We start from the raw sequence: 22,892 nt of genomic DNA, 5'->3' as shown, positions 1-22,892 counted from the left end.
CTCAGGGAATATTGCTTTCAAACGGTGCTGCAGGTAACCCTTCTTTATTAATTAAATTGGGATTAACAGGATCGTCAGCCCAGGCATAACGCACATACTTTGGCGCCGGTACTTCATCGCTTGATACAACAATTGTATTGCCTTCAATCTTCGCATTTGCCCAAACAAATTTTTTGTCATCACCGGCAACAGCAAATTCAGCAGGCGCTTCGCCATCGCTTGTCGCCAAACCGCTTCCTGTATTTGTAAATGATATTATTATCTTATTGCCTTCTATAGTTTGCGATTGATAAGTTGGGCCTGAATAAACTATGTTCTCACTATACGCAATTTTTTCAGCGGCTAAAGCGAGCCTGTCGCCAACTTCTTTTTTCCTGTCCGGATGAATATCATTCCATTCACCCAAATCAATGGCAACTGCCATGGCCGTATTTGGAACGGATAACGATTTGGCCTGCGCCTCCCTGAAGGCCGCCCAATTACTTTCGGATGGCTGATAATTATAATCCATAAAACCGGGAAGCTGTACAAACAAAAACGGCAGGTCACCCTGTTGCCATTTGCTGCGCCAGTCGTTGATCATAGCGGGTTGCAGCTTTGCATATTCATCAAACCTGTCTGTATTGCTTTCGCCCTGGTACCATACAAAACCTTTGATAGTGTAATTAACCAACGGCGCTATCATAGCATTATACAAAGCTGTTGGTTGGTTTTGCAAAGCAATAGCTGGCGTAAACGCGCCATTTTTACGGTGCACATTAACAGCACCAACCTTATATTGCCAGTAACCTGTAAGATCAATCGTATCATTGCCTGCTATTAACTGGTAAGGCTTATCAGGCACAAAACCGCCTTTGCCAAAGTTGTTGGTAACGCGGACAACAAATAAATTTTTGCCTGCTTTTAAAACACCATCCGGAACTGCATAACGGCGCTGCGGATACATATAACCGGTGCTGCCAACTTTTGTTCCGTTAATGTACAGTTCATCTGCATCTACAATCCTTCCCAAAAAAACCTTCGCTGATGTATTAATCATTGATGCGGGTACATCAATTTCTCTCCTGTACCAAACAATGCCATCTAAATCTTTTACGCCCTGGTCTTCCCAATAGCCTGGAATAGCGATGGTACGCCATCCTTTCGGAACATAGGATGGCTCATACCATTTTTCATGCATGTCTTTATCTTCAGGCTTTGGCATCGCTTGCATAGCAGCAAATGCCTTGCGGTTGGTTTCATTTACATAGCCCGTGTCTTTATTTTTTTCAACTGTTGTAAGAATGTTTGGGAAATCCTTTAATGCATCTTCACTCATCATGGATTCTATGGGAACGCCGCCCCAGCTTGCATTGATGATGCCTATAGGAATATGGTATTTTTTATACAAAGCTTTGGCAAAGAAATAAGCCACTGCCGAAAACTGCTGTACATCTGTTGGGTTGGCCCACTTCCAGGAACCTGATGGCAGATCGTTTTGAGGCGCCTCTAAATTGGTGATGTTCGGAACCCAAAATTGTCTTATTTCACTATTATTTGCATGGGCAATTTCATTTGCATACCGAATGCCATGCAATATCATTTGATGTACCATATTCGACTGGCCTGCACATAGCCAAACATCACCAATCAATATATCATGCAGGGTAATTTTGTTCTTACCCGATATATCCATTGTATAAGGGCCACCGGCTGTTTGCGGCACCATTTGCACCGCCCATTTACCGTCGTTTCCAGTAGTTGTTTTATACGTTTTACCATTAAACTTTACACTTACCTTTTCACCTTTTGAAGCCCATCCCCATATATTTATTTTGGCATCGCGTTGCAGTATCATGCTGTCTCTTATCAGTTGCGGAAGCTTTATTTGTGCGTTAACAATAATGCTTGCAAACAGGCAAAAACAAAACATAATTATTCTATTCATTCGTGCGTATTTAGTTTTCAGTTGTCTCATATTTTATAAGCAGGCTTCGTTTAATTTTTTATGTTGAAGGTATTTGTATTGCAGTGTTGAAGACTGGTTCAGTCTAAAAGACTGAACCAGTCTGTATGGCGCTTATTCAGTTTTCTTCACAAACTCACCTGAACCATATTGGTCCAAATGAAAGCCTGAAATATTGCCTTTATCATCTTTTGCAAAATGTATTTTCAAAAAAAATGAAGTCATATAAAAATCGGTTTCAGATGCTGCCAGTAATTTGAATGTATTATTGCCAACGGTTGCAGACAGCGAACCATTTTCCGGTTTTACTTGTATGATTGTTCCATCATTCATTTTATAGCTACCTGTGTATTGCCCCAGTATGGTTGATGACAATTGCAGCGAAGGCCGTTTAAAAACAAACTGTAGCCCTCTTGCATAGCCTTCGCCTTTTGTACCGGAATGCCCCGTGTTTTCCAACACCCTGCTTTCAATTTGCAGGTTTGAATAATGACGATCCTTTAAAAATGACGTTAGTTTTTCAAAGCCTGGTACACTTGTCTCAACACCACCAACACACATGAATAATTTTGCCGGGGGATTAGATTTATTTGTGTGGTATTGCTCTTCATATTTATTCAGTACATTATTATCCCAGGTAAATGCAGGGCTTGCTGCCACATAACGGTTAAACATATCCGGATGGGTAAACAAAGTGTACATGGTAAACAGGCCGCCGAGCGAACAACCAACCAATGTTTTATCATTCACATCCACCCGGTAATTGCTTTCAATAAGCGGGAACACTTCTTTTTTTATAACAGATAAAAATTTGTCAGCACCACCGCTTTGCGGTAAACGCTTTTCGTTAGTAGGCGTGTAATCCCTGGAACGTAAACTGTCAGGATTTGGGTGATGGCCGCCCCACGTGATGCCAACGATAATCAACTCAGGCAAAAAACCATCATAATATTGCTGGCCATATAATGCTGTTAACAACGGAAAATCCCACTGCGAATCCATGAGGTAAACAACCGGGTATTTCTTATCACTCTTATCATAGCCTGAAGGCAGGGAAATCTGCAAAACATATTCCTGCCCGTTCACAATTGTTGAAGTGAACTTTTTTGTTTGCGAACCAGGAATAGTTACCTCAGTTGACTGACTAAACAGGGTTGAAGCAGGCAGCAGGATTATTAATGCGAGGAAAACCTTTTTCATATTTTAATTACAATTTTTTATTGAAACTGAAATGCAAAATACATGCAATCATTATTATCATTATTGCGGATAGCATGCGGCGCATTGAATATAAATACACATTAACGGCATTTGAAGAGCATTGCATTCTATGCTTATATCAGGGCCTTTAAATCTCCATAAGGTTTTATTGTTTTTATAAACCCGTTCTCATCGTATTCGATTTTTGTAACTTTTATACTGCGCAGATGCGTTACACCTTTGCTTAAACTGCTGTCGTGATAAAACAAATACCATTCACCATTAAATTCAACAATCGAGTGATGCGATGTCCACCCTACAACAGGTTCTAAAATCCTGCCTGCATACGTAAACGGCCCGTAAGGATTATCACCAATGGCATAACAGATAAAATGTGTATCGCCGGTGGAATAAGAGAAATAATATTTGCCGTTATACTTATGCATCCAGGATGCTTCAAAGAAGCGGCGGCTATTATCGCCCTGCAATAAGGGGTTGCCATTTTCATCAACAATAACAACATCTTTCGGTGTTTCTGCAAACGCTGATAAATCATCTGTAAGCTTTGCCACTTTTGCGCATAAAGCAGGTTCTTTATCATTTGGCAAATGTGCTACCGGGCTTTCCGGTTGTGCCGCATTGAAACTGCCGCTGCGCCAGCGTTGCAATTGTCCGCCCCAGATACCGCCGAAATACATATAATAATTGCCATCATCATCTTTGAATACGGCAGGGTCTATTGAAAAACTTTCTTTGATCGCTTCCGGCTGCGGTGTGAACGGGCCTGTTGGTGAATCGCTGACCGCTACACCGATTTTGAATATGCCTTTATGATCTTTTGCGGGAAAGAAGAGATAGTATTTACCGTCTTTTTCATTGGCATCGGGCGCCCACATTTGTTTCTCCGCCCAGGGCACATCGTTTACATGCAAGGCAACACCATTATCCCTGGCCTCGCCGGTTGGTGAATCCATTGAAATGACATGATAATCTTCCATGGCAAAATGGCTGCCGAGATCATCAAAGGCTTCGCCGGCATCCACATCATGTGATGGATATATATAAATTTTTCCGTTGAATACATGTGCCGACGGATCGGCAGTATAAATGTGGCTGATCAAAGGTTGCGCAACGGCTTTGCTGTTAAGCTCTTCAAAATTGATATGTGTTATACTTTCTTCAGGCATGATATTTTCCTCCTCTAACTTCCTGTTTAAAGGAAAGCTTTTTCATTAATTAAGAATGTTTGTTTATATGTTTTTTTTACTTTTTGTCTTGACACAAAAACTAACAAGAAAGTCAAGCATGGATGATAATACACACATCCGTGCACACGCCCTGATTTAGCTTTTGTATTGTTGTTTCTTCGGCTGTTATTCTTCAAACCTTAGTCGCGATCATTTTATTTACGTACAACCTGGTCAGACGCATTAAGCGTCAGACCAATATCAATAATCAGCTTAATCAACAACAATAAAATTTTGTAAAAGAGCTTTTGCTTATGAAACATTGAACCGCAACCTTCAGCTCAACAGCGTTCCTGCTGATGCAGTGTTGCGACGCAACCGTGATGCCACCTGTTCATTTGCCGGTATCATCATCTTTATCAAAAAACAACTTGTTGTTTTAACTGTTTCGTTTTTGTTTTAAATCGCTTTCAATCTGCACTTCCATTTTTTTATTGATGACATAGAAAAACAAAAGTCCTGCGCCAATCAAAAAAGGTATAGAAGGATATACGCTCACCAGCATTTTTACACCGTTAATGGCTGCAGGTGTTTGCACATCGCTGTTGGGAACATAGTTATACAAACCAAGGATCCATGTTACCAAAGCGCCGCCAATGCTGAGGCCGGCTTTTAAACCCACCATCATTGCTGAGAAAATAATGGCGGTGGCACGGCGGTTGTTTTTCCATTCACTATAATCTGCCACATCGGCTATCATGGCCCATAACAACGGTATGGTGAGGCCATAAAAAAAGCCATGTAAAATTTGCGATAAAAAAATAATTTTTATTGATGTTGGCGGATAAAAAACAAATGCCAGTATGAATAAAGTGGAGATGAATAAGCAAATGCCAAATACATCGCGCTTGCCATATTTGTCGGCAAATCTTTTTGATAAGGTGATGCCAACAATCATGAAAATGATACCGCCTGCGTTGAATAAACCAAAGCCTGCTGAAACAGGGTCATCTTCAAAAACATTAAGGCCGATGCCTGAAAAGAAATGGATGATAGGGGTTACAAAACTGGTGAGGCTTTCCTTATCAACATAATTTCTAAAATAATAGACATAAGAGCCGCCCTTCATAGCAAGCGTTATAAACACGAGAGTTGTAAGCACAAGCATAATAACCCAGGGCCTGTTTTTAAAAAGATCGCTTAAGTCTTCCTTTAAACTTGATTTTTGTTCGGGCTTTGGTACAATGCGTTCCCTGGTGGTAAAGAATGTGATAAGGAGCATAATGGTGCCGATGATGGCCAGCCACGTCATTACTTTTTCTATGCCCACAGATTTATCGCCGTTGCCTGCCGATACAATAATCGCCAGCATAAAAACCTGCACGAAAAACTGCGCAAACATTACCGCCACAAAACGGTAGGAGGATAGGCTGTTGCGCTCTTTCATATCTCCGGTAATAACACCGCTTAATGCTGAGTAAGGAAGGTTATTGGCGGCATACAGCAGCAACAATAAAGTGTAAGTAACAACCGCGTAAATCACTTTGCCTTTATAAGAAAAATCTGGCGTACTAAATGCAAGCAAGGCAATTACACCGAGCGGTATAGCCGTGAATAAAATCCATGGCCTGAACTTACCCCAGCGAGAGCTTGTCCTGTCGGCCAGCGCACCAATAATTGGATTAAACCCAAATGCCGCAATAAGGCCAACGGTTAATATCAACACCGATGCATGATTGGCCTCAAGGCCATAGATATCGGTGTAGAAATAGGCGAGATAAGTCATTAATGTTTGAAACACAAGATTGGCGGCCAAATCGCCGAGGCTATAGCCAATCTTTTCAAGTACAGATAATTTCTGTGAACTGCCCGGAGGCTTTGTTGTTTGTTTTACTGCTGTTGAATCCTGCACACTCATATATAGGTTTTAAAAGATAAAATTTACTGGCCCTTTGCCGTTGTAATCACACTGAAAAAAGCGGGTTTAGGTTTGAAATCCCTGTCGAATAACAGGGGATAGTTGGTACGTCCGGGAATGGGCCAGCCATTGAGCCATGATTGTCCATCGTTAACGCCCCAGAATGTAACACGGCTAATATTCTTTTTATATTTCCTAAAAAGCCTGAATAAATCTGCATAGGATTGAGTAAGTGTTTGCTGAGCAGAATCAGGTAAGCCAGCCGCATAAGGGTTCATCTCTTTGCTGCTCTTGGCAGTAGCACTTACTTCAGCCGTTGTATTATCCCAGGGGTTGGGCAATACCGTTAAATCGAGCTCTGTGAACATTACTTCGATACCTAAAGCACTAAAAGTTTTTATGCTTTCTTCAATATCTTTTAAAGGGACACTGCCGGCTTTCCAATGGCCTTGTATGCCTACACCATCAATGCGTACACCGGCAGCCTGTATCTTTTTAATAATGGCAATAGCGCCTGCTCTTTTTTTCGGTTGTTCAATATTATAATCGTTATAATAAAGCTTTGTATGCGGCGCTGCTTTTTGGGCGAGGCGGAATGCTTCAACAATATAATTGTCGCCGAGCTTATCAAGAAAAACAGACTTGCGCAAAGTGCCATCTTCATTCAAAGCTTCATTCACCACATCCCAGGAATACACTTTGCCATCGTAGCGGCCGGCAACCGTTGTAATGTGATTTTCAAAATACTTTTTTACAGAATCTGCGCTTTGTATACGTCGCATAAATGCAGGCAACTGGCTATGCCATATCAGCGTATGTGCATTTACTTTGATGTTGTTCTTTTGTGCATAAGCCACCAGTTTATCGGCCTCGTCAAAATTATATTTATCCCAGCCGGGCTGGATTATTTCAGCCTTCATAATATTCTCCGGCGTTACGGCATTAAATTGTTGTTTGATGAGTGCATCTGCAGCGGCATCCTTTTCTTCTATCTGCGGCGTATTCATGGCAGTGCCGATAAGAAAATCGTTTTTAAAAACTTCTTTTAAGGAAGGTGTTGCCTGCGCCGAGACATTTTTAGCAGTGATGCCGCAAGCCAGCATCAAGACTGCAAAGGAACGAATGCGGGAAAGTTTTTTTGCCATATGGTCAGTTGTTTGTTGATTTAAAAATTGTTTCCTCAGGGCCCAGGTAAGATGGCTGCAAATCATTAAAATGAAGCACTATTTTTTGAAGGATGACCGCAGGGCTTATCATCCAATATTTTATTGTATGCTTTCCGTTTTTAATAATCGAATGATTGGTTGTTTTAATAATGATGTTATTGGCAACCCAGTTATCCCATACACGCGGCTTGTTTTCATCGTTGTTGATAGAAATAATTTGCGGCGTTTCGTCGTCTATTGAAATGGCGAATTGCAAACCGGTTGAGTTGTTATGGAAATTTAAGGTAGGAGAGAAGTAAGCATTTAATTTAAATGCGCCTGTATCGGAAGTGTAAAATTCATATTCAAGGTGAGGTGTGTTTTTATTGATTGTTTGAGTGGGTGCTGTTACCGGGAAAGTTGTAATGCCATCGCCATCCCTGCCAATACCCGGAATGATTTTCCAATAAATGCCTGGTGCATCTTTTTTGTTTGTATAATGTGCTGCTTCAATAGAAACATCACCATTCAGTTCATAAAAAATATTTTTATCTGTGTCTTCAGCGCTTAATTCAAAATCCGGTACACTATCTATGAGCGTTACATCCTTAACGATGAGCTTAGAAGAGTCTAACAGCTTTTTTGACTCTTCATGCACATATTTCACTTCTGGCATTTTTTGTTTATCAGGTTGTTGCCAGTAAGTATAGCCAATATGGGTTTGGTCCATCATATGATTCCACTTGCCGCCATTTAGTTGATTGTATTCAAGGCTTATTAAAGAATCATTTGCATAAAACTTTTTCGCTTCATCTGCATATTTGTTGGCAAGCAGGTTGTTGTGTTTGTAATAAAAATCATTGTAAGCAACAGCCGTATATAAATACTGCAGGTTGGTATATGCTTTTAGAGGATGCAGCACCAATTGATAAAATGCGTTCCTGTATTCGGATGGCAATTTATCGTTTATCTTTTCTGCTGATGCCAGTAAACTACCCCAGTCGTTTGTAACCCTTTCTGCTTCATTAAAATTTTCTATGTTGTATGTTTTTGCATTTAATAATTCCGGTTTTCTTCTGGATGCATATTGTGCATACTTTGCCAGTATGCCTGCAATACCTGCAGCATTAGCTCCACCAAATTGTTTGGTTGCCCATTGCAAATAATAATCATTCAAATTATCTTCATTCCAGCTGTTCACGTTATATGCATAGTCTAAAAAGAAAGAGATAGGAAACTCCATAGGTTTTAAATCACCCACATTCACAACCCATATCTGCCGTGCTCCGTATTCGTAAGCAAGGTGCATTTGTTCCCAAACCCTTGCAATATTGTTGGTGTTGATCCATTTATAATTTCTCGGCCCGCCTACATAATCAAAATGGTAATAAATGCCATAGCCGCCTTTGCGTGGTTTGTCGTTTAATTTTGGTAGCCTGCGGATATTGCCCCAGTTGTCATCGCACAAGAGTAAAGTAACATCATCGGGCACACGCATACCCTGGTCGTAATAATCCTGCACTTCTTTATACAATGCCCAATCCTGTGGTGTTTCACCGGCCGGCTTCCCGGTAACTTCTTCAATTATTTTTCTTTGATCGGCAACGATTTTCTCGAGTAAACTGATGGCTGTGCCTTTCGTCATTGGCATGTCGCCATCACCGCGCATGCCAATGGTAACAATGCTTTCGTGATGATCCATATTTTCAATACCTTTTTTCCAGAAAGCACGCAAAACAGAATCATTTTTTGTATAATCCCATGCACCGCTGCCATAACGTTTCCATTCCTGCTGCGCACGCAGCATTGGCTCATGATGCGATGTACCCATAACAATTCCCCACTTATTGGCAAGCACCGGGTTTAGCGTATCATCATCATTGAATGCATTGCCCCACATGGCAGGCCATAAATAATTTGCTTTTAAGCGAAGCAATAACTCAAACATGTGCTCATAAACCAAATGATTTACGCCACCGAATTTTTCTTTTGTCCAGCCGCTGAATGCAGGCGCTTCATCATTAATAAATATACCACGGTATTTAACTGATGGTGATGGATAAGTATAATTGCCTTTGATTACATATAATTCCGCTTTCTTCTTTACGGGCACATCTGCCCACCAGTACCAGGGCGATACGCCTGCCTGCTCTGATAATGTGAAGGCACCGTAAGCTGCGCCGCGTTTATCATTGCCAACAATCACTAATGCGTTTTTTATCCCTTTAACGGGATCACTGATGGTTTGCAGTTTAAAAGCTTCCCATTGATTTTTTATTGCATCAACTTTTAACTTTTTTGCTTTTATTAATTGATTGATTGTTGATGAACCATTTATTGTTCCAATGATAATAATATTGTCTGCTGATGGTGGCAATGATGCAATCACTTTGGGTTTTTTGCCGGTTATCATTTCTATGTCGTGCTGTAATAAAGAAGCAGCTTTATGCACAAGCCAGTCATCATGTTCATCAACATATATGGAAGTTGTTTGTGATGCTGCAACAACCGGGAAATCTGCACCTGTTTTTTTTTCCGATATAAAAGCCTGTGTATAGGAAGTAACCGAAAAAGCAATTGCCGAACAGAGTAAAAAAATAAATTTAATCTTCATGCAGTAAATTATAAAGGCCGACATTAAAAACCAGTGACTGGCTTGCACACTTAAAATATAGCGCAGGTTCAGTGGCTTCGCAAACGCACCGTTTTGCAAACAATTCTCTGGCAAAGTTTGTTTTACTATTTAAAAAGGCAATGTAGTAAATAAACTGTAACCGATTGCATTAAATCTGGATTTTCTCTTATTTTAGCGGAGCTTTACATGCATCCTGGTAACTTTTAATAAATAACTATTGCTTTTATCTTTTAAAATTTTATATGAAACTGTTTGCTGTATTTGTGTGCACACTGTTGTCTTATTGTTGTGCTGCCCAGCATTATAATAACTTCAAAGTATCTGTTTATTGCCGCGCCTATGAGGTTAGACAGATGGGTGATACCAATAATTATTTAAAGCCACTCTGGAATGAAATTTCAAGGCAGCTAAAGGTTGACAAAGTATACCTTGAAACTCACCGCGACCTTATTGTAGTGAACCAGGATACCTTAAATATTGCCAAGAAATTTTTTAAGGACAGGGGCATTGAAGTGGCTGGGGGCATTACTTTGACGATAAGCGAGCCTAACCGGTTTCAAACTTTTTGCTACAGCAATCCTGATGACAGAAAATGGATAAAACATTTAAGTGAGTACACGGCTAAAAATTTTGATGAGTTTATTCTTGATGATTTCTTTTTTACCAACTGCAAAGATGACGGCGCTATAAAAGATAAAGGCGACAGGAGGTGGACACAATACCGTTTAAGCCTGATGACGGAAGCTGCAAAAAGCCTGATCGTTGATCCTGCAAAAGCGGCTAATCCAAAAGTAAAAGTGATTGTAAAGTATCCAAACTGGTATGAACATTTTGCCGGCATGGGTTTTAATCTTGAAACAGAACCCAAAATTTTTGACGGCGTTTATACCGGTACTGAAACAAGGGATGCGGTAACATCTGCGCAGCACCTGCAGCCTTATCTTGGTTATAACATTATCCGTTATTATGAAAATATTGCCCCGGGCAAAAATGGCGGCGGATGGGTTGACCCTTTCGCCAGTAATTATGCTGACAGGTATGCGGAACAGCTCTGGATAACCTTGTTTGCAAAAGCACGTGAACAAACCTTGTTTGATTTCAGAAGTATAACAAGGCCGATAGCTGCAACCGACCGCGCCGCATGGCAGGGGCAGCATACGAGCTTTGATTATGACGAAATGATGCAGCCGCAGAATTATAACGGCGGCGCACCTGCAAGGCCAACAACCATTGCAAGGTTTGCGGGTTATACATTTGAAAAAATAGACAAATTTTTAGGCGCGCTGGGAAATCCGGTTGGTATAAAAAGTTATAAGCCTTATCATTCTGTTGGAGAAGATTTTTTGCAGAATTTTTTGGGAATGATTGGCCTGCCAATGGATATGCGGCCTGAGTTTCCTGCAGAAGACAGTATTATTTTATTAACCGAAGAAGCAAAGTTTGATGATAAGATCGTTGATAAAATAAAAAAGCAATTGACTGATGGTAAAACCGTTGTAATAACATCGGGGTTACTTAAAAATATACAGGATAAACTGAATGATATTGTTGAATTGCGTTATACAGACAGGAAAGCCATAGTGCAGGATTACACTGCAGGCACATTTCATTTGATACATGCCGATAAGCCTGTTCTTATTCCGCAGATAAATTACATTACCAATGATTCCTGGGAAATTGTTTCAGGCATCAGCGGAGATAATGGCTGGCCCATTTTGCACACGGCAGATTATTCAAAGGGCCATTTGTATATATTAACTATCCCGGATAATTTTTCAGACCTGTACAATTTGCCCGTTGAAGCATTAAATAAAATCCGCCAGGTTTTGGGCGGCGAACTCAATGTGCAGATAGAAGGCCCTTCTAAAATAAGTTTGTATGTATATGATAACAATACATTCATTGCTGAATCTTTTCTTGATACGGAAACAGTAGTAAAAGCTGTAACGCCCACATCATTTAATACAATTACAGACATGAATTCAGGTGCAGTTATAAATAGCGAATTGAGAAAGCCCGGCTTTAGCTATACCGAGAAAAACCTGAGCGCTAAGAATGTTTACACATTTACACTGAAGCCTCATTCATTCCGGGTTTTTAAAATAAAATAGGATTGCAATCGATTACAAATTTTCGGTTTAAAAAAGGAAGAATTATGCCGTAACCGTTGACATGTTAAGTATATAATTCACCGTAATGGCAATGAGGCTGCGCTGCTGCAGCCTCATTGCCATATTTACAACAAAATTTATTGGTGACCCGGTTGCGTGCGTTAATCACGTTCAAACATTTTGTTACAGCAACCCCGATTACAGAAAGTGGGTAAAACATTTAAGTAGAATGCGGCAAAAATGTTGATGGATTATTCATGATGATTTCATTTTTATGAACAGCAAAGAGGAAGGCGTTAAAAAGATAAAGGCAATGGAAGCTGAGAAAATAAAAAAAAATTACGTAATCGGTTGCTAAATCAAATAAAATCTTACTTTTAACCACGAAAGCCAACTTTTATTATAGAAACCTGATCAAAGCCATACGAGAATTCAAAATAAAACGTAGCCAGTTTTAATAATAATTAATTTTTTTTGCAATCGGTTTCTATTAAGCCAATGAGAATTAAAGCCGGAAGCTTCCTGCTTCCCGAAGACGGTTGCACCTGATAACGAACAATAGGCTTGCTTTTATCATTTAGGGTATATGTTCAAGTATGTATAAAATATGCGGTTTTATATAAAAAAGCCACACTACATATAGGAATAAAATAATGCATTTGTAAAAAATAGCCGGGATATAATTATTGGCTTTTATTAAACAGCATGCGTTACAGGCGAATAAAGCAAAGCCAGGCTGCTTTTGTTTAATAAATTTTAATTATTCAATTAAGAGCAATAGGCTTCTGCTGTAAACATCCTATAAAGAATAGTAATTGTTTCACCAAATCTATACATCATGAATAAAACCTGACAAACTGCAAATGAATATTTCACAAACTAATAGGCGGCTAACCTGGACGAAAATCTTTTGGATAATACAATCCCAGCTAAATCCAGGTGAGTAAAAAGCATATTCTAAAGCGCTTTAGTGTAAGAGAAAATATTCTAATCAACAACAATGATTTTAAACTTATGTGCTTTTAACGATTGCATTCATTAAAAAACACTTTATGCAAAATATCACTACCAAACAGCTTATTTTCAGCAATCCATTTTGGATTAAACATTGTTTTCTATTTGCTTTTATTACCTGCTGCATAACATCATTTGCAAGAGATGTAAATCATAAAAACAACCCAGCTTCTTCAGCTTTATTTACGGTGGCTGGTAAAGTAACCGATAGCAAAGGTGTTGGGCTCTCGGGCGCTACTATTACTGAAAAAGGAAAGTCAAATGCCACTGCAAGTGCTGCCGATGGTAGTTTTACCATCAATATTCTAGGCCAAACGGCAGTGCTCGTCGTGTCTTATGTAGGATATACAACAAAGGAAGTACCCGTAAATGGCTCAACCAGTAATCTTGTTGTTGAACTTACTTCCCTGGATGCTTCATTACAAACGATAATTGTAGTTGGATATGGTACGCAAAAAAAGCTTTCATCTACTGCTGCCATATCTACTGTAAAAGGAGAGGAGCTGGCTGAAGCTCCGGTTGCCAATGTTTCAAATTCACTTGCCGGCCGGGTATCCGGTGTAATGATGAATGCAAACGGAGGCCGCCCCGGTGCCGATAACCCTGACATTTATATCAGAGGCATTGCAACAACCGGAAATGCCAATCCTTTAATTGTGGTAGATGGCGTTATCCGCAATAACATCAATGAGGTTGACCCCAATACTATTGCTTCGGTAACCGTTCTGAAGGATGCGGCTGCAGTTGCCCCTTATGGCCTTGGTGGCGCCAACGGCGTAATTCTTATTACAACAAAAAGAGGGAATGCATCTAAACCTACATTAACTTTTGGTGGCTATTATGGAGACCAGCAGCCTACCTATATTCCTAAAATGCTCAGCGCACAGGATTATATGCGGCTTCGTAACGAAGCTTACCTGAATGAAAACCCGGGCAGCTCGACTTTACAATTCTCCCAGGAATTGATTGATACATACGCACAAAAAAATGCGGAAGATCCCGATTTATATCCTATCAGTGATGCCTTGAATACCGTGGTGCAAATGCATGCGCCAATGGCCCAGGCCGATGTACAGCTTCGTGGCGGTTCAAACAGTGTGCGATATTTTGCCGGCTTAAGTTATTTTAACCAGCAAGGTATGTTTGACCCTGTGGGATACCAGCGATACAATTTTAATGTGAACCTTGATGTGGATGTTACTCCAACCACCCTCGTTTCCCTGTCATTAAATGGTTCTTATCAGAAGACCGATAATGTGGATGCTAACTCCAGTACAGATAACCTTTTCAGGGCTACCTATAAATTTATTCCCATAGCTAATCTTTTATACAGCAATGGTTATTGGGGAGAATTTGCAGGCAATGCACCATTAGGCGTTTTAAATGCGGGGGGTTATTATTACAGAAATACTACAACCCTGCTGAGTACTATATCTATTGATCAGAAACTACCTTTTATAAAAGGGTTGAGCATTAAAGGAGCATTCAGTTACGACCCTTATAACTACTTTGAAAAGCAATGGCATAAACCTTTTATTTACTGGTCGCAGGATGTTAGCACCACTCCATATACTTATACGCAGCAAATTTCATCACAGGAAGGCGGCGCAGCTACCTATACCTGGCTTAATGAAAACTATTGGCAAAACAACACGTTTACTTACCAGGGTTATTTGAACTATCATAACACATTTGGGAAGCATGAAATAACCGGGTTAGTAGTGGCTGAAGCAAGAAATAACAAGCAACTAAACTTTAATGCAAGAAGAAACAATTTTGCTGTTGATGTTGATGAGCTTAGCCTTGGCAGTTCTGACAGGAATGATTATGATAATGGCGGAGGATCTGCTACGGGCAGCCAGATAGGCTATGTTTACAGGTTAAATTATGGGTTTGATAACAGGTATTTACTGGAGGCTTCAGGCCGGTATGATGGGCACTATTATTTTGCACCCGGAAGCAGGTGGGCTTACTTTCCGGCTTTTTCTGCCGGTTGGGTTGTGTCCAACGAAAAATTCTTTCAATCCGTAAGAAATATCGATTATTTAAAGCTCAGGGCTTCATGGGGAAAATCCGGTAACCTGGCAGGAGATCCATTTCAATATTTAAATGGCTATAACCTGTATGGCAATGCCTATGCGTTTGGCGGCGGCAGGCTTGTACAAGGTTCTTACCTGCCCATAGAAGCAAACCCCTATATTACATGGGAAGTTGCAAACAAAGCAGACATTGGTTTTGAGGCAAATATATGGAGAGGTTTGCTGAGGATTGAAGCAGACTATTTCAATGAAAAAAGAACCGGCATGCTGTTGCCGCCACAGGTTACAGTTCCGGTGGAATATGGTTTAAGCCTTGCCCAGGAAAATGCAGGTGTGATGAAAAACCGCGGGTTTGAAATTACAGTGGGTTCCCATAAAACACTTGGTAACGGGCTTCAGCTTGGGATTGACGCAAACTTTAGTTATGCCAAAAATAAAATGATACAGGTATTTGAAACTTCTGTAACTAAAAACGATCCCAAACGCAGCAGGACAGGCCGTGCGCTGAATACACTTTTTGGATACCATTCGCTTGGTTTGTTTAACACATCCGATGACAAAAATGGCGATGGCGTTATAAACGGCGATGATGGCTATGATATAGTTCAATTTGGTGAATTGCATCCCGGCGATATTAAGTATGCTGACCTGGGTGGCCCGGATGGCAAGAGCGATGGAAAAATTGATTCGTATGATGAAACTGTAATTGGTAATCCAAATATTCCGGCCATTACATATGGAGCAAATATTTCCGCAGCATGGAAAGGATTTGATCTTTCTTTATTCTTCCAGGGCTCATCCATGTCAAGCCGCGATATAAGGGGTTTTATAACTATTCCGTTCAATAACAATAACAGCAATTCCACATACGAATATTATAATAACCGGTGGACCTCCGATCACCAGCATGCCAAATACCCAAGGGCCAACCAGTCTCCGTATAGCAACAATAACCAGGCTACTGATTTCTGGATTATAAACACATCCTATATCAGGTTAAAAACGGGCGTGATTGGATATACATTTCCTGCAGGCCTGAGCAAAAAACTTGGTATGACAAGCCTGAGAATATATGCCACAGGACAAAATGTGTTTACGATAAGCAATCTTAAATTCACTGATCCGCAAACGAACGGTGAAACAGGATACCCGCTTCAGAAGGCTTTTATTTTTGGTTTAAACGCTTCTTTCTAAAAAATTAAAATTAATAAAGATGAAATCAGCTAATAATAATTTTCTTCTTTACAGCTGTATACTAATAATTGCTATTTGTTTATACTCCTGCAAAAAAGATTTTCTTGAGAATGCCGACAAAACGAAATTAACAGATGACACACAATGGGCTTCGGAAGGCAATGCCGATATCTTTTTGAACGACATTTATAATAACCTGCCGGATTTATATAATGCTCCTGAAAACCTGGATAATTTCACGGATGATAACGATGCAGGTTTTTATTATGGCTCCTGGAATTTTAAACAGGGAATTATTAATCCCGCATCTACAAATTACAGCATCTGGGGCGGCGATGCAGGCCCGGCAGATATTAGCCGGTTTAACTGGACCGATGCTTATAACACCATCAGGAAGTGTAATCTCTTTATTCAGAAAATAGGTGAAAACAAGGATAATTTTTCCGACGATTGGTACAATAAAAGACTGGATGAAGTTCGTTTTCTCAGGTCTTTTTATTACAGTAATCTTTTTCTTCATTTAGGGGGGGTGCCCATTATTACTGAACCGCAAACCCGCGATGACAGTACCACTTTATTTAAAGCAAGAAGTACTTATGCCGAAACGTTTAACTTCCTCACATCATCATTAGATACGGTAGTTAATAACGGGTATCTTGCCAAAAAATACAGCCAGGGAGATCCGAATGCAGGCAGAGCAACCCTTGGTGCCGCTTTAATGCTGAAAGGATGGCTTGAACTGAATGCCGCCAGCCCAACTTATAATTCAACATCAGCGCCCGGAGGGCCTGACCCAAATAAAGTGGCAGGTTTTGGCGATGTAGATCAGGGACGGTGGGCTGCCGCTGCCGCTACTTTTAAAAAATTTATAGATGATTATGGCAACGGCGCTCCTTATGAATTGTTCCCGGATGATTCAACACTTTGGTTCGAAGCAAATGAATATAATTCTGAAGTAATTTGGGACAGGCAATATGTTCCTAACACAATGGGTTCCACTTTCGAGCAATACGGCGGCCCTGTTTGGATTAACGGCGCTTACTACACGTGGGGTAATTATGATCCTACCCAGGAATTGGTTGACCAGTTTTTTATGGCAAATGGAAAAGCAATCACTGATCCCACTTCCGGTTATGATCCCCAGCATCCTTACACAAACCGTGAACGCCGGTTTTATAAGTGGATAGTTTATGACGGCGCTCCTTACAAAATGGACTGGATGACAAAAGAGGATACCATTTATACCCGCATAAATGAAGTAAATCCTTCTAAAAACCAGATTGATTTTGCAAGTGATGACGTAGGAAATACGGGTTATTATTTTAAGAAAAAACTGAACCCGCTTGTGCGTCCTGGCGGCGGCCCGGCCAGTGGCGCCAATTATATCTATTTCCGCTACGCCGAAGTTTTATTGGGTTATGCAGAGGCTCAAAATGAGGTTGCAGGCCCCGACCAATCAGTATATGATGCCATTAATAAAATAAGGCAACGATCAAATCTTCCTCCTCTTGCAAGCGGCCTGAGCAAGGACGAAATGCGTAGCGCTATTCACCATGAAAGGAGAGTAGAATTATGCTTTGAAGGCAAGCGGTTTTATGATATCATCAGGTGGAAAATTGCCGACCAGGTAATGAATGTGGATAAACATGCAATGAAGATTACCAATACATCACCTGCTGATAATAGTGGTGTTTGGAAGTATGAAGTAGTGCCTTTAAATCATCCTCATGTATTTAATATGAAAATGTATTTAAATCCAATTCCTCAGCCGGTAATTGCCCAAAATAATAAGCTGGTGCAAAACCCGGGTTATTAAATATTGCAAACGGGAAAAAATCAAACCTCCAATTGATTTTTTTAACCTGAATGTTCCCATTTAAAACAATAAGGCTGCGATGTTGCAGCCCTATTGTTTTATTTATATAAATACAAACTTATTGATGATCCGGCGTATTACCGCTACTGTCATGGCCGGCAGGTGGTGGTGGCGGAGGAGGCGGCGGTGCATTACCATGATCATCATCCGGCAAAACTGCATCTCCTGGATGTGGGTTACCGTGATGACAGGTTACACATTTTACAACAGAAATAGTATCCGGCCTTTGAGAATTTTCCGGGTTGAAATATTTCATGTTTATTTCGTGCGTCATATTAAGCATATAACGGGCAATGTCTTTTTCAGACTTTGCATCACTGGAAAAATCCATTTTACCATTGGCGCCTGGTGAATGACAAAAATTACACCGTACACCCAAAGCTTTATTAAAGCCATGCATTACTTTCTCGAGGTCTTCTTTGCTTATATCTTTCGGTAAAACCTTAAGGTTTTTAAATAAACCTGTATCGCTTAAGCTGGTGTTGTTTTTAATGCTGGCAGAGGGTTTGGTTGCGGCAACACTTATAAAAACACATACAGCAATAAATAGCAGGAAATTAAGTTTTCGTTTGTTTGAATGCATCATAGAGAATTATTTAAGCTTAAAAATTTTTATTTTAAAAAAACGACAATTTATTACAATTGTTCATCAACAGCGTAAATAATGCCTGCTTTTTTTCTTATAGCATCCAATGTTTCGATAAGCGATAAAGAATCTGCGAATGTCATTACGGGGCTTTCTGTTAATCCTTTTTTCAAACATTCACTTACATGTCTTGCCTCGTATTGATAGCCGAATCCTTCTTCAGGCCTGCCTGTATCAATAATTTGTTTCGTATCAAGCCTGCCGGGATAATATTCAATAGTTGCAAAGGGTGTATAATAGCGGGAGGTTAAGCGTATGCGGCCGTTGGTTCCGCAAATGTCTGCTTCCGTTGTACAATCGGATAGAAAAGTTGAAAACAATTGCGCCAGCCTTCCATCATTATATTTAAAAGTAACAGCGCATTGTTCATCGGTGTTCCCTGCCGTTAATATTGCTTCTGCTGTTATAATATCAGGCTTGCCTAAAAAGAACAAAGCCGTAAATACATTATAAATACCAATATCAAGTATAGTGCCGCCGCCCAATGAAGGATCAAGCAAACGTTGCGGTGCATCCGGCGGTGCTTTAAAGCCAAAATTTACAAGCAGGCTTTTTATATCGCCCAGCATGCCGTCATCAATCAGTTGTTTCACTTTATTAAATGGCGGCAAAAATTTTGTCCACACAGCTTCCATTAAAAAAACTTTTTTATCGCGTGCTGCATCAACCATTTCCTTTACCTGTGCATAATTAAGGGCAAATGCTTTTTCGCATAACACGGCTTTACCGTTATTAATGCACAACAGTGCGTGTTCATGATGATGGCTATGTGGTGTGGCTATGTATACCACATCCACCTCATCATCTTTTACCAATGCTTCATAGCTGTAATGTTTATGTTTTATATTGAACTCTTTGGCAAACGCATCTGCTGATGCAGCGTTGCGTGCGCCACAGGCAATGAGCATTGCATCTTCAACGAGCTTAAGGTCTGATGCAAATTTTCTTGCTATGCGGCCACAGCCTAAAATTCCCCAGCGTGTCATATTATTTTTTAGGCGGAAGATAAAGGATTTGATATTGTTATGATGAACTTTTAAACATTTGAAGCAAACCATGCAGGTACATAATTTTTTAGCATAAACAAAAACAAAAGCAGCACAAAGATTTTATTGAAAATGAAATACTATGGTTCACTTTGTATTTTACCTAATACAATTATAAAGTGTACACAGTTGCAGCAGATGCAGGGATTGACAATAACATGATGATACAAGTTTTGTAACTTCATACAACTAAATTCTTCCCAAATGCCAAATACAGAAAACGATGAAACCAGGCTTCGCCGTAAAATTAGGACTGCTGTAGTTTTTATCATTATCGGTTTATTGTTGAATGGTATTTCTGCAATACCGTTGCAGGCGGAGTTAAAAATCTTGCTGTCAAATCCCGATGCGCTGCCGCCATTCCTTCGCGATTGGTGGACTTACGTAAATAGTGGGATAAATGATACAGCCAAAAATTATCCTTTTATGCGGTATGGTTTTGACTGGCTTGCATTTGCGCATTTAATGATTGCAATTTCCTTCATTGGCCCGTTAAAAGATCCTGTAAAAAATCAATGGGTGGTGCAGTGGGGCATTATTACAGCTGCATTTAGCATGGTGATGGCACTGTGCTGGGAACGGTTACGTGATATACCATTCTGGTGGTCTTTAGTTGATGCATTTATTGCGGTTGTTGCGCTTATCATTCTTTTGTTGTGTAATGGCTGGATAAAGCAATTGAAGAAAATAGCAATTGCCTGAAAAGGAAAAGTAACCGGCAGACTCCTTCAGTAACTACAAAACACAGGCTTATTGCACAAGCTAAATCTGTGAACAAAATAATCTGTCAACAGTTTCTTAATCGCCATCATAATAAAAGATGATTTTGGCATTGGTAGAAAGATCTGTTTTTACAAACAGCTTATATGTTTCTTTGCCAACTGTAATACGCATAAGGGCACTGTTTGGTGATATGTCTCCCAAGTTATCGGCGACCAAAATAAATTCATGCTGACGGTTTAATGCATCGGCATGAATAGTAAAAGTTATAGGTTTTGTAGAAAGAAGTTCATTATTAACTACCGGCCTATTGTTGTGATAAACAGATATTCTGTCGCCATCAATTTCGCCGTTATCAAACAGGTCAACCACAATATCGGGCGTTGTAATGTGATAAGCGCCCAACAATACATTACCCCTTTCTTCCAGCACTTTGTCTTTAATGCTTGAAGGCTTTGCCCTTGCTGTTTCCAAAGAGTCAAGTATTGCCCGCTGTTCTTTCGCAGCAAGCGCTTTACTCAGGGAGTCTTTGGTGCGTTGCTGCTTTATGGCTGCAATGTTTTCCAAAGAATCTGCTATCTGTTTTTTTCTTTTTTCTGAAAGCTGTGCATTAACCGCATTTAATTTTTGTTGTTCTTTCAGCTTTGCAATTGCCTGCAAAGAATCCGCAATTTGCTGTTGCCTTTTTTTTACGGCAGCGATAGAATCTTCAATATGTTGCTGTTTGATTTTAGCTGCTGCTTCATTCAAAGAATCTAACTTTCGTTGTTCTTTTAGCTTTACAATTACTTGAAGGGAATCTGCAATTTGCTGTTGCCTTTTTTTTACGGCAGCAATAGAATCCTCAATATGTTGCTGTTTGATTTTAGCAGTTATTTCATTCAAAGAATCTAACCTTAGTTGTTCTTTTATTTTGGCAATTGCCCGTAAAGAATCTGCAATTTCCTGTTGCCGCTTTTTTACGGCGGCAATTTCATTTAAGGAATCCAACCTTCGCTGTTCTTTTATTTTTGCAATTACTTGAAGGGAATCTGCAATTTGCTGTTGCCTTTTTTTTACGGCCGCAATAGAATCTTCAATATGCTGCTGTTTGATTTTGGCGGCAATTTCATTTAAGGAATCCAACCTTCGCTGTTCTTTTAGTTTTGCAATTACTTGAAGGGAATCTGCAATTTGCTGTTGCCGCTTTTTCACGGCAGCAATAGAATCCTCAATATGTTGCTGTTTGATTTTAGCAGCTGCTTCATTTAAAGAATCTAACTTTCGTTGTTCTTTTAATTTTGCGATAGCCTGCAAAGAATCTGCGATTCCCTTTTCATATTTTTGCTTATAGGATGCTACAGATTTAAGTGAATCCTGTTTCAGCTTCTCTCTTTCATCAGCTTCAAATGCCAATCTTTCTTCCAGCCTCTTTTTTCGCAGTTGTGCAATTAAAACAAGGTTTGTCGTGGAGTCTTCTATTTGTTTCAGGCGCTTCTTTTCTTCCAATGCTTCAGGCGTTTCCTTGCAGGGAACGAAAGATTGTATGTTGCTGCCTGAACCAAAATTTTTTACAAGGTATAATTGCGTGGCTTCATCAAATTCACACAGCAGCCGGTAATAAATATCTACGCCATTGCAGCTATCATTGCATGCAATGATGCGGCTGGTTAACAAAAGACTGTCTTCCTTAATCGTTAAATTATTTTCCGTAACGCAGGAAAGGCATTGCGGCGTGTAATCTTTTTGGGATGTTTCACCTGAAAGAACAGTTATGCCCTTAAAAACAAACCGGCTTGTTGTATAGCTGCCTTTTATATCAATGATCACGGGCAGCCCTTTCTGTTTAAAAATAGTTATTCCTGTAAAAGAACTGCCTTTAACACTGTCAATGATTAAATTTTTCGAATTGAGTCTGGGATCTGTTTTTTCTTTCCATAATCCTGCGAGCCAGTTTGACTGCTGTGTATTACCACATAAGAATGCAAAGCAAAGCAGAATTGCCAGAGCAGATTTTTGTAGTTTGCCCGAAGGCATTTGTGCGAATATGTGATACAGGCAGCCGATAGTGTTTGATTTGAATAAGGGTACCAATAAACCGTACTGAATATTATTTAGTTTGAAGCGAAAGTAATAAAGAAGACAAAATGCCGGTACAGGTTTTTCGAAGGCAATTTTTTATAGGAACATCTTGCGCATTTTACGGTTAAATTTGTTTACACTTGTATAAATAAATT

The 22,892-nt window shown here is 39.9% G+C and carries 13 protein-coding genes; 4 read left to right on the top strand and 9 right to left on the bottom strand.

Going from position 1 to position 22,892, the window contains the following annotated elements:
• Position 1: 1 nt before the first annotated feature.
• From ACTHN6_RS05640 to ACTHN6_RS05615, 6 genes are all read right to left on the bottom strand, one after another.
• Positions 2-1,927 (bottom strand): sialate O-acetylesterase, encoded by a 1,926-nt coding sequence (locus ACTHN6_RS05640; RefSeq protein WP_440434749.1) that lies wholly within the window; start codon positions 1,925-1,927, stop codon positions 2-4.
• Positions 1,928-2,059: 132 nt separating this feature from the next.
• Entirely contained in the window at positions 2,060-3,145 is a 1,086-nt protein-coding gene (locus tag ACTHN6_RS05635) for an alpha/beta hydrolase-fold protein (protein ID WP_440434748.1), read from the bottom strand.
• 134 nt (positions 3,146-3,279) lie between these two features.
• The gene (locus tag ACTHN6_RS05630) at positions 3,280-4,332 is read right to left on the bottom strand and encodes a glycoside hydrolase family 43 protein (protein WP_440434747.1); all 1,053 of its coding nucleotides are present in this window, start codon (positions 4,330-4,332) and stop codon (positions 3,280-3,282) included.
• A gap of 439 nt (positions 4,333-4,771) precedes the next feature.
• On the bottom strand, positions 4,772-6,250 hold the full coding sequence (locus ACTHN6_RS05625) for an MFS transporter (RefSeq protein ID WP_440434746.1): 1,479 nt from the start codon (positions 6,248-6,250) through the stop codon (positions 4,772-4,774).
• Positions 6,251-6,273: 23 nt separating this feature from the next.
• Positions 6,274-7,395: an endo-1,4-beta-xylanase gene (locus ACTHN6_RS05620; protein ID WP_440434745.1), complete on the bottom strand. Its 1,122-nt coding sequence runs from the start codon at positions 7,393-7,395 to the stop codon at positions 6,274-6,276.
• Positions 7,396-7,399: 4 nt separating this feature from the next.
• Complete coding sequence (locus tag ACTHN6_RS05615; RefSeq protein ID WP_440434744.1) at positions 7,400-10,009, bottom strand: glycosyl hydrolase 115 family protein; 2,610 nt, start codon at positions 10,007-10,009, stop codon at positions 7,400-7,402.
• A gap of 263 nt (positions 10,010-10,272) precedes the next feature.
• Between ACTHN6_RS05615 and ACTHN6_RS05610 the strand changes: the two genes are divergently transcribed.
• From ACTHN6_RS05610 to ACTHN6_RS05600, 3 genes are all read left to right on the top strand, one after another.
• The gene (locus tag ACTHN6_RS05610) at positions 10,273-12,141 is read left to right on the top strand and encodes a hypothetical protein (protein WP_440434743.1); all 1,869 of its coding nucleotides are present in this window, start codon (positions 10,273-10,275) and stop codon (positions 12,139-12,141) included.
• Positions 12,142-13,193: 1,052 nt separating this feature from the next.
• On the top strand, positions 13,194-16,388 hold the full coding sequence (locus ACTHN6_RS05605; RefSeq protein ID WP_440434742.1) for a SusC/RagA family TonB-linked outer membrane protein: 3,195 nt from the start codon (positions 13,194-13,196) through the stop codon (positions 16,386-16,388).
• 19 nt (positions 16,389-16,407) lie between these two features.
• A complete protein-coding gene (locus ACTHN6_RS05600; protein ID WP_440434741.1) occupies positions 16,408-18,204 on the top strand; it encodes a RagB/SusD family nutrient uptake outer membrane protein in 1,797 nt (598 codons plus the stop codon).
• A gap of 118 nt (positions 18,205-18,322) precedes the next feature.
• On the opposite strand, the gene ACTHN6_RS05595 is transcribed toward ACTHN6_RS05600, so the two are convergent.
• Positions 18,323-18,850, bottom strand: a complete 528-nt coding sequence (locus ACTHN6_RS05595; protein ID WP_440434740.1) for a c-type cytochrome — start codon at positions 18,848-18,850, stop codon at positions 18,323-18,325.
• 50 nt (positions 18,851-18,900) lie between these two features.
• On the bottom strand, positions 18,901-19,896 hold the full coding sequence (locus tag ACTHN6_RS05590) for a Gfo/Idh/MocA family protein (protein WP_440434739.1): 996 nt from the start codon (positions 19,894-19,896) through the stop codon (positions 18,901-18,903).
• A gap of 264 nt (positions 19,897-20,160) precedes the next feature.
• Between ACTHN6_RS05590 and ACTHN6_RS05585 the strand changes: the two genes are divergently transcribed.
• Complete coding sequence (locus ACTHN6_RS05585; RefSeq protein ID WP_440434738.1) at positions 20,161-20,658, top strand: hypothetical protein; 498 nt, start codon at positions 20,161-20,163, stop codon at positions 20,656-20,658.
• Between the two features lie 96 nt (positions 20,659-20,754).
• Here the strand turns inward: ACTHN6_RS05585 and ACTHN6_RS05580 are convergent, their stop codons facing one another.
• Positions 20,755-22,692 carry a hypothetical protein gene (locus tag ACTHN6_RS05580; protein ID WP_440434737.1) on the bottom strand — a complete coding sequence of 646 codons (1,938 nt, stop codon included), beginning with the start codon at positions 22,690-22,692 and terminating at the stop codon, positions 20,755-20,757.
• Between the last annotated feature and the right edge of the window lie 200 nt (positions 22,693-22,892).

This window comes from Parafilimonas sp. (assembly GCF_051953455.1).
In the GTDB taxonomy this organism is placed as follows: domain Bacteria; phylum Bacteroidota; class Bacteroidia; order Chitinophagales; family Chitinophagaceae; genus Parafilimonas.
This window is presented reverse-complemented; position numbering and strand designations above follow the sequence as displayed.